This window comes from Stenotrophomonas sp. YJH_SMC_33, from assembly GCF_059372295.1.
Window position 1 is genome coordinate 193,355 of record NZ_JCAFVJ010000008.1, and the last position, 7,744, is coordinate 201,098.

Annotated in this window: 7 protein-coding genes; 2 read left to right on the plus strand and 5 right to left on the minus strand. The window is 64.3% G+C overall.

The window, feature by feature from the left end:
* Positions 1-40: 40 nt before the first annotated feature.
* The gene (locus tag AC5P9W_RS14035) at positions 41-1,789 is read left to right on the plus strand and encodes a WG repeat-containing protein (protein ID WP_495219324.1); all 1,749 of its coding nucleotides are present in this window, start codon (positions 41-43) and stop codon (positions 1,787-1,789) included.
* A 96-nt stretch (positions 1,790-1,885) separates the two neighbouring features.
* Here AC5P9W_RS14035 and AC5P9W_RS14040 read toward each other — a convergent pair whose 3' ends face one another.
* From AC5P9W_RS14040 to AC5P9W_RS14060, 5 genes are all read right to left on the minus strand, one after another.
* Positions 1,886-2,257, minus strand: coding sequence for a hypothetical protein (locus AC5P9W_RS14040; RefSeq protein ID WP_134731698.1), 372 nt, complete (start codon positions 2,255-2,257; stop codon positions 1,886-1,888).
* A 238-nt stretch (positions 2,258-2,495) separates the two neighbouring features.
* A complete protein-coding gene (locus AC5P9W_RS14045; protein WP_021202077.1) occupies positions 2,496-3,569 on the minus strand; it encodes a protein-glutamate methylesterase/protein-glutamine glutaminase in 1,074 nt (357 codons plus the stop codon).
* Complete coding sequence (gene cheD / locus AC5P9W_RS14050; RefSeq protein ID WP_014037083.1) at positions 3,566-4,162, minus strand: chemoreceptor glutamine deamidase CheD; 597 nt, start codon at positions 4,160-4,162, stop codon at positions 3,566-3,568. The genes AC5P9W_RS14045 and cheD overlap by 4 nt, the downstream gene beginning before the upstream one ends.
* The gene (locus tag AC5P9W_RS14055) at positions 4,159-5,028 is read right to left on the minus strand and encodes a CheR family methyltransferase (protein WP_049435029.1); all 870 of its coding nucleotides are present in this window, start codon (positions 5,026-5,028) and stop codon (positions 4,159-4,161) included. Before AC5P9W_RS14055 ends, cheD begins: the two co-directional genes overlap by 4 nt.
* A gap of 37 nt (positions 5,029-5,065) precedes the next feature.
* A complete protein-coding gene (locus AC5P9W_RS14060; protein ID WP_111104189.1) occupies positions 5,066-7,336 on the minus strand; it encodes a methyl-accepting chemotaxis protein in 2,271 nt (756 codons plus the stop codon).
* Positions 7,337-7,654: 318 nt separating this feature from the next.
* On the opposite strand from AC5P9W_RS14060, the gene AC5P9W_RS14065 reads away from it, so the two are divergent.
* Positions 7,655-7,744, plus strand: a 90-nt coding sequence (locus AC5P9W_RS14065) for a transposase (protein ID WP_288037469.1), incomplete at its 3' end; no start/stop codon positions are given.

Below are 7,744 nucleotides of genomic sequence, written 5' to 3' on the forward strand. Positions count from 1 at the left end.
GCGCCTACCGTGGATGCCCACAATTTCGGTCCTGCGCAAGATGCGCCGCTCATTCCTGCTGCCTCCCAGTCCTACCCATCGCCGCACCGTCACCACCCAGGCTTTGGGCATTCTGCTGGCCTCTGCACTTCTGACCATTGCGCCATCGGCAGGGGCAACGTCGGCGCCTGCAATGCTACAGCCCACCGAGCCGCCGCCACGTTTCGACAGGACTGCACGCCACGGCCTCTGTCATGAGGGCCGCTGCGTGGTGCTGGATGGCACGGGCCGGCAACTGGTCGAGCATCGGGGAATGCAATACCTCCGCCCCTTCAAAAATGGGGTGGCGGTCTTCGAAAGGGGGGAGAACAGGGGCGTCGTGAATTCAGAAGGGCGTATCGTCCTTGAAGCGCATTACGACTCGATTGAGGTACATGGCAACGGGATGATCGAAGCCAAGGTATTGCTGCGGAGCCCGCCCAAGGCGTACACGCGAATCGACTTCTTCAATGCACGAGGCCGATTGGTGCGTCGGTTTGAGGAGAAAGGCGAGATCGATCTCCTGCGCTCGGCGTCCTGGGCAGGAAACCCGGCTGTAGAACTCTGCAACAGTGAAAAGCGGCGCTGCACGACCCACTTCCTTGACGCAAAGGGCAGGTCCGGTCCCGTTTTCAGTGTCTTTGGTAGCTTTGGTCCCGTGGGTCATGAGGGGGAAGTGGCCATCGCTTCGCGCGATGGTGTCCACTTTGGCCTGGTTGATCGATCACTGGCAGGCATAGGGCGCCAGGACTACGATCAGATGACCTTCAACAGTTCGGGTTTCGCGCTCGCCACCCAGGGCGGGAACGACACGGTGCTGGATCCCCACGGGGTGCAAGTGGCGCCCATGGGTCGATATCGGTTCAAGTTTGGTCGGGGTGGGTACCTGCTTTCTGCGGTAGCCGAAGACGGCCAGTGCCTGCATTTCACGCGCGCGGGTTTGATGTTTCCGACGCCTGCAGGCCACTGTATGAAGACAGATGAGTTCGCTGGACGAGTGGGGTATGTAATCTTCAGTTCGGAAGATGATGAATACGTTGTAGGCCTGGATGGGTCGCTGCGCTCCCTGCAACGCGCTGCAGGCCTGCATCCGTTGAACCGCAGGATCGTCGAGTATCAAAAGCCCGGCGAAGCGGGGGTGCGTTTCATGATGCTGGAAGATGGCAGCATCTCGTCTTCCCTGTACTACCGACTTGCGCCTTTTCAAACCGCGGAAGGGCTGGATGACCAACTGCTGTTGGCCCAAGCCGATGGAGGATGGCGTGTAATAGATGCTACGGGTGCTTGGCTGATTCCTCCTCGCTACCGTCGAATAAGACCATTGGGTCCGAATCTGGTCGCGGCATTCGAACGGCCGGGATATGACCCCGGGTATCACATACTCGATCTGCGTGGCAATGCGGTGGCTGATTTCACGCTGCATGATCCCTTGCCGGATTTTTTGGCGGATGGAACAAGAGTCTATGCGCTCTCACTACGTGGCCGTTGGGGTCTTCTGGATGAGTCGGGGCGGTGGAGGCTGGCGCCCCGCTACGGCTACGTGAATGTTTCGAAAGGCCTGGTTTCAGTGCGTGAGCGAAACAGTGCCGGTGATATTACGGTTAATTTTCTTGACCCGGACACAGAAACGACGCTGTTCGAACAGGGATTTCTATCGATTCATTCTCGACCGGATGGTCTGTTTGAGACGTTGAAGACAGATCAGACCTTGGAGCTGATCAAGCTCGACGGGACCGTTCTGGGGCGTCTGCATCCTCGTCCCAGCCAATAGTCGGACCATTGACTGCCTGGTATGGCTGGAGCCTGGTGCGATCCAAATGGAAAATCTGGGCGTGTTGGAAACAACGCAACGCTCAGGCTTCCGGCGCTACTGCACGGTCCAGTCTGCGCTGCCTTCCAGCCGACGGCCGCCGATCAGCACGTTGCCGCTCTTACCGGAGACATCCATCTCGAACCAAGGCAGTCCATCACGGTCAAGTGGACGCACGTAGGCCTGGCGCTTTGCACGGTTGAATTCGATGTAGTAGCGGCGATGCACGTTGGGGTACGGCGGGATAGACGGGCCTTTCCAGCTGACGCTTACCGCGCCGGGATCTTCGCGACCCACCAGCATCAGCATGAAGAACACATCACCCTGCTTGGCCTCGAAGTAGAACAGATCGCCACTGGCGCTGGCGGGTGCCAGTGGCAATGAAAGCAGTACGGCCGCCAGGGCGGCCTTCCATATGCCTTTGATCATGTGCAGCATTCCTTGTGCAATACCGCTATCAAAGCACACATGCGGGTAACGCGTTGAAACGAAGAACCCCGATGAAAACCGGCACCTTTTCTTGTTGCCTGATGGCCTGTAGCGCCGAGTCCATGCTTGGCTGCTGTTCGTGCGATGCGCGATGAGTCGAGCGCGGCTCGACTCTACAAAGTCATCCACGCATGGCGTGGATCTACTGCCCGCGGAGTCCTTGAGCCGGGGCGCGCTATCAGCCGCGAGCGAGCGCCAGCAGCCGCTCGGCAATCCGTTCCAGTGGCACCTGTTCCTCAGCGGCGCCGAGTTTGAACGCTGCACCGGGCATGCCCCAGACCACGCTGGTGGCCTCGTCCTGCACCAGTGTCGGCGCGCCGGCCTGGCGCATTTCCAGCAGGCCGCGTGCGCCGTCGTCACCCATGCCGGTGAGGATGGCCCCGATGGCATTGCCACCCGCGCTCTGCGCGACCGAGCGGAACAGCACGTCCACCGCCGGCTTGTGCCGGTTCACCGCTGGGCCGTCGTCGACGCGGCAGCGCCAGCGTGCACCGTCACGGATGATGCGCAGGTGCTTGCCGCCGGGTGGCAGGTAGGCATGGCCGGGCAGCACCGCTTCGCCGTCGCTGGCCTCGCGCACAGCCATGGCCGAGTGGCGGTCCAGGCGTTCGGCGAAGGCGCTGCTGAAGCTGGCCGGCAGGTGCTGGGTCATCACCACGGCGGGCGCGTCGGCAGGCATGCCTTCCAGCACCACGCGCAGCGCTTCGGTGCCACCGGCTGACGAGCCGATCGCGATCAGGCGGTCGGTGGTACGGAACTGCGGCGAGGCAGCACGCGTTGCCGGCGCTGCGTCCAGCGTGAGCTTCGGGGCGGCCGCGCGCACCAGCGGTCGCACCCGCGAGCGCGCCGCCATCTTCACCTTGGCGATGATTTCGTCGGCGTAGCCCTGCAGGCCGCGTGCGACGTCCAGCTTGGGCTTGGAGACGAAGTCCACCGCGCCCAGTGCCAGCGCCTGCAGCGTGGTGTCGGCGCCGCGTTCGGTCAGCGAAGAAATCATCACCACCGGCAGCGGGTGCAGCCGCATCAGGTTTTCCAGGAACGCCAGGCCGTCCATGCGCGGCATTTCCACGTCAAGCGTGATCACGTCCGGGGCCAGGCGCTTGATCTTCTCACGCGCCAGCAGCGGATCTGCGGCGGTGCCGACCACGTCGATGGCCGGGTCGCTGGACAGGATTTCCGTGAGCATCTGCCGCACGACGGCAGAGTCGTCGACGATCAGGACCCGGCAGGGGGCGTTGCCGGTCAGGGTCATTCGAACAACTCCACGCCGCCGGTCACCGGGGCCTTGGACAGACGTGCACGCACGGCAGATTCGGTGGCAGCCACTTCGGCTTCGTGGGCATGCGGCAGGCGCTGCACCACCACGCGGCCGGTATCGGCGAAGAACCAGATCTTGCGCGGATGGATGCCGCACAGGTCCTCGGCGATGATCGGGATATGCTCGGCCTGCAGGTACTGGCGCACGAACTCGGCGTTACGGGTACCGACCGGATTGCTGGTGAATCCCTTGAGCACGTTGGCGCCGCCGAACACCTTGGCCTCGATGCGCTTGCGGTGGGCGCCGCGCTTGAGCATGTCGTTGATCAGCAGTTCCATCGCGTAGCTGCCGTAACGCGCGGGCGCGCCGTCGCCGGCATTGCCCTCGGGCAGCAGGAAATGGTTCATGCCACCGATCTTCAGTACCGGGTCCCGCAGGCAGGCCGCCACGCAGGAACCCAGCGTGGTGGTCAGCGCGGTGGTGTCGTCCACCACCAGGTACTGGGTCGGCAGCAGCTTGGCGGCAATGGTCTGGAAGCGCGCATCCTGGTAGCGCATCACATCGTCGGTACGCAGCGAGGCGTTCATGCACCGGCCTTTGCCGCGCGGCGGTACAGGGTGCGGCCACAGGGCTGGATCAGGTCGGCGGCGTGCAGGTAGTTCTCCGAGTGTCCGGTGTAAAGCAGGCCGTCATCGGCCAGGTGCTGTACCAGCCGGCCGAGGATCGCGCGCTGGGTTGGCTTGTCGAAGTAGATCATCACGTTGCGGCAGAACAACGCATCGAACGGGCCGCCGACGTCGTAGCGCGGGGCAAGCAGGTTCAGTGGGCGGAACTCGATCAGCTCGCGCAGTGCCGGCAGCACGCGGCACTGGCCCTCGTTGGGGCCGCTGCCGCGCTGGAAGTAGCGCCGGCGCAGGTCCGGGTCGAGGTTGGTCACACGGTCGATGTTGTAGACACCTCGGCCGGCGGTGGCCAGCACCTGGGTGTCGACGTCGGTGGCGATGATGCGCACCGGCGGCTTCAGCGTACCGAAGGCCTCACAGGCGGTAATCGCCATTGAATAGGGTTCTTCGCCGGTGGACGCTGCGCACGACCACAACAGCAGCGGCGTGCGGCTGGAGCGCTGCTGCAGCTCCTCGCGCAGCTTGTCGAAGTGATGCGGTTCGCGGAAGAACGAGGTCAGGTTGGTGGTCAGGGCGTTGGTGAACGCCTGCCACTCGTCACCATCTTCCTGCTCCAGATGGTCCAGATACTGCTGGAAGCTGCGCATGCCCAGCGTGCGCAGGCGGCGCGACAGGCGGCCATAGACCATGTCGCGCTTGGCCGGAGCGAGGGCGATGCCCACGCGCTGGTAGATCAGGTCGCAGACGCGGCGGAAATCACGGTCGGCGAACTCGAATTCGCGCGGGCCGGTGACGATGGGAGTAGGACTTTGCACGGGGGACGTGTCCATCGGCAGAGGCGGCGGCCGAAGCCGCTGCGGGTGGGTCTCAGAATTCCTGCCAGTCGCTGTCGCTGGCGGCGAAGGTGCGGGCGTTGCTGCTGCGACGTACCGGCGCGGGCGTTCCGGTCGGCTGCGGACGTGCCACGGTGGTGATGCACGCCGATTCCACGCGTTCGGCGACAGCCTTCACTGCGGCGGAGACCTGGTTGTCGAGGCGGAAGATCGCCACGGCATCGGCCAGCTGCGCGGCCTGGTCTTCCATCGCACGCGCGGCGGCGGTGGCTTCCTCCACCAGCGCAGCGTTCTGCTGAGTGGTTTCGTCCATCTGCACCACGGTCTGGTTGACCTGCTCGATGCCGGCGCTCTGCTCCTGCGAAGCGGCAGAGATCTCGGCCATGATGTCGGTCACGCGCTGCACCGAGGCGACGATCTCGCCCATCGTGCTGCCGGCCTGGTGCACCAGGCTGGAGCCTTCGGTGACCTTGCCGACCGAATCGTCGATCAGGCCCTTGATCTCCTTGGCCGCAGCGGCCGAACGCTGGGCGAGGGTACGCACTTCGCTGGCGACCACGGCGAAGCCGCGACCCTGTTCACCGGCACGCGCGGCTTCCACGGCAGCGTTCAGCGCCAGGATGTTGGTCTGGAACGCGATGCCGTCGATCACCGAGATGATCTCGGCGATCTTTTTCGACGAGGCCTCGATGGCGGACATGGTACTGACCACTTGGCCGACCACGCTGCCGCCCTGGGAGGCAACAGACTGCGCGCCGATGGCGAGCTGGTTGGCCTGGCGGGCGTGTTCGGCATTCTGGCGCACGGTGGAGGTCAGTTCCTCCATCGAGGCTGCGGTTTCTTCCAGGTTGGCGGCCTGCTGCTCGGTGCGGCGTGACAGATCACTGTTGCCGGAGGCGATCTCGCCGGCGGCGAGCGTGATGCTCGAAGCGCTGGCCTGGATCTGGCCGACGATCTGGGTCAGCTGTGCGACGGTGGTGTTGGCATCGTCGCGCATCCGTGCGAACACGCCCTGGTAGTCGCCGTGCATGCGCGCGGTCAGGTCACCTTCGGCGATGGCCGACAGCAGCTGCGAGAGCTTGCCGAGGTTGTCATCGCTGACCGCCATCATCGCGTTGAGGTTTTCCAGCATGAGGCGGAAATCGTGATCGAAGCGCTGCGCGTCGCCACGGCGGCTGAAGTCGCCCGCGGCGGCGGCACTGGCCAGCTGCTTGATCTCGGCATTGATGCGGCCGAGGTTGGCCTTGACCGTGTCGACGGTGGTGGTCATTGCGGCCTTCTCGCCTGGGTAGCGCGCGATGTCGCGGCTGAGGTCGCCGACCGCGTACTGCTGCACCACATCCAGCACATCGTGCAGGGTCTGCACGTGGCTGCCGACCAGGGCGTTGGTCTCCTGCACCATCAGCCCATACTCACCGGGGAACGCACTGGCGTCGATGCGGTAGCTCAGTTCGCCGCCATCGTGGCGGCGGGCCATTTCGCGCTGGCCGTTGATTACTGCGTGCAGCTGCTGCTGCATGCCGGACATCGCCTCCAGCAGGCGGCCGGGCTCGTCGTGCGGCTGTGGGCCGATATGGCTGTCCAGCTTGCCGTTGGCGATGCCTTCGGCGACGGCGGTAGCCTGCTTCAGCGGGCGCGCGATACGGTTGCCGATGACCCAGCTCAGGGCCAGCACGATCAGCACCAGTACACCACCGGAGATCGCCATGATGGCGGTGAACACCAGCGCCTGCCGCTGCACGTCGTCCATGTAGACGCCGCTGCTGACCACCCAGTTCCACGGCGCGAACAGGCCGGCGTAGGCGACTTTCTCGACCTCGCCCTTGCTGCCCGGCTTGGCCCATCGATAGTTGACGAAGCCACCGCCGGCCTTGGCCGCTTCGACCTGGTCGTAATAGATGCGCACGCCGTCGTCGGTGCGGAAGTCCTTCATGTCCTTGCCGACCAGGTCCTTGCGGAACGGGTGCATCAGCAGGCGGTAGCCGGTGTCGTAGATGTTGAAGTAGTACGTATCGTTCTCGGCGCGCATCACTTCCAGGGCCTGCAACGCGGCGCTCTTCGCGGCGTCCTCGCTGAGTTCGCCGGTGCCGGCCAGACGGTGGTAGTGCTGAAGGATGCCGTAGCTGAGTTCGACCTGGGTCTTCAGCGCGGTCTTGCGGGTCTCGGTGAGGTCCAGGTACTGCATGCGGGCGGCGATCACCGAGAGCGCGATCACGCCGAGCGCGATGAGCAGCGTCAGCAGGTTGAGCTTGCGCCGGACGGAGAGATTGCTGAAGTAGTGTTGCCAGCGATGCAGGAGATTCATCGAGCAGGACCAGGTCGAAACGGGCGGGCGGCGCCGAGCCGGTCACGGCGGGACAAGCGGTGACAACCCCGTTATCGGCCGCTGGGGCGGGGGATTGAGGTGCGGTGTCGGAACGTATTCAGGTTTCCTTGCAGCGGCGGCTGCGGTGCTGCCTGCGGCAGGCTTTTGAAGCAACAGCAACAGCAACAGCAACAGCAGTTGGTCGGCGGTCGCGAGTTGCGAGGGGGGGCGGGCCAGGGTGGGTTGGCGGGGGACGCCGTAAACCCGTCCTGAAGTGACCCCCGGGAGTTGGACGCCAGATCCAACCCCGAGGAATACATGCACAGATACGACGCTCGTTTCAAACTGCAGGTCGCCAAAGAGGCCTGCAAGACCTCCACATCAGTCAAAGCCGTTGCTCGTCGCCAC

Excerpts from the sequence above, each read along its gene's own strand:
- AC5P9W_RS14035 (WP_495219324.1), top strand. The coding sequence starts at position 41 with ATGCGCCGCTCATTCCTGCTGCCTCCCAGTCCTACCCATCGCCGCACC.
- AC5P9W_RS14040 (WP_134731698.1), bottom strand. The coding sequence starts at position 2,257 with ATGATCAAAGGCATATGGAAGGCCGCCCTGGCGGCCGTACTGCTTTCA.
- AC5P9W_RS14045 (WP_021202077.1), bottom strand. The coding sequence starts at position 3,569 with ATGACCCTGACCGGCAACGCCCCCTGCCGGGTCCTGATCGTCGACGAC.
- cheD (WP_014037083.1), bottom strand. The coding sequence starts at position 4,162 with ATGAACGCCTCGCTGCGTACCGACGATGTGATGCGCTACCAGGATGCG.
- AC5P9W_RS14055 (WP_049435029.1), bottom strand. The coding sequence starts at position 5,028 with ATGGACACGTCCCCCGTGCAAAGTCCTACTCCCATCGTCACCGGCCCG.
- AC5P9W_RS14060 (WP_111104189.1), bottom strand. The coding sequence starts at position 7,336 with ATGAATCTCCTGCATCGCTGGCAACACTACTTCAGCAATCTCTCCGTC.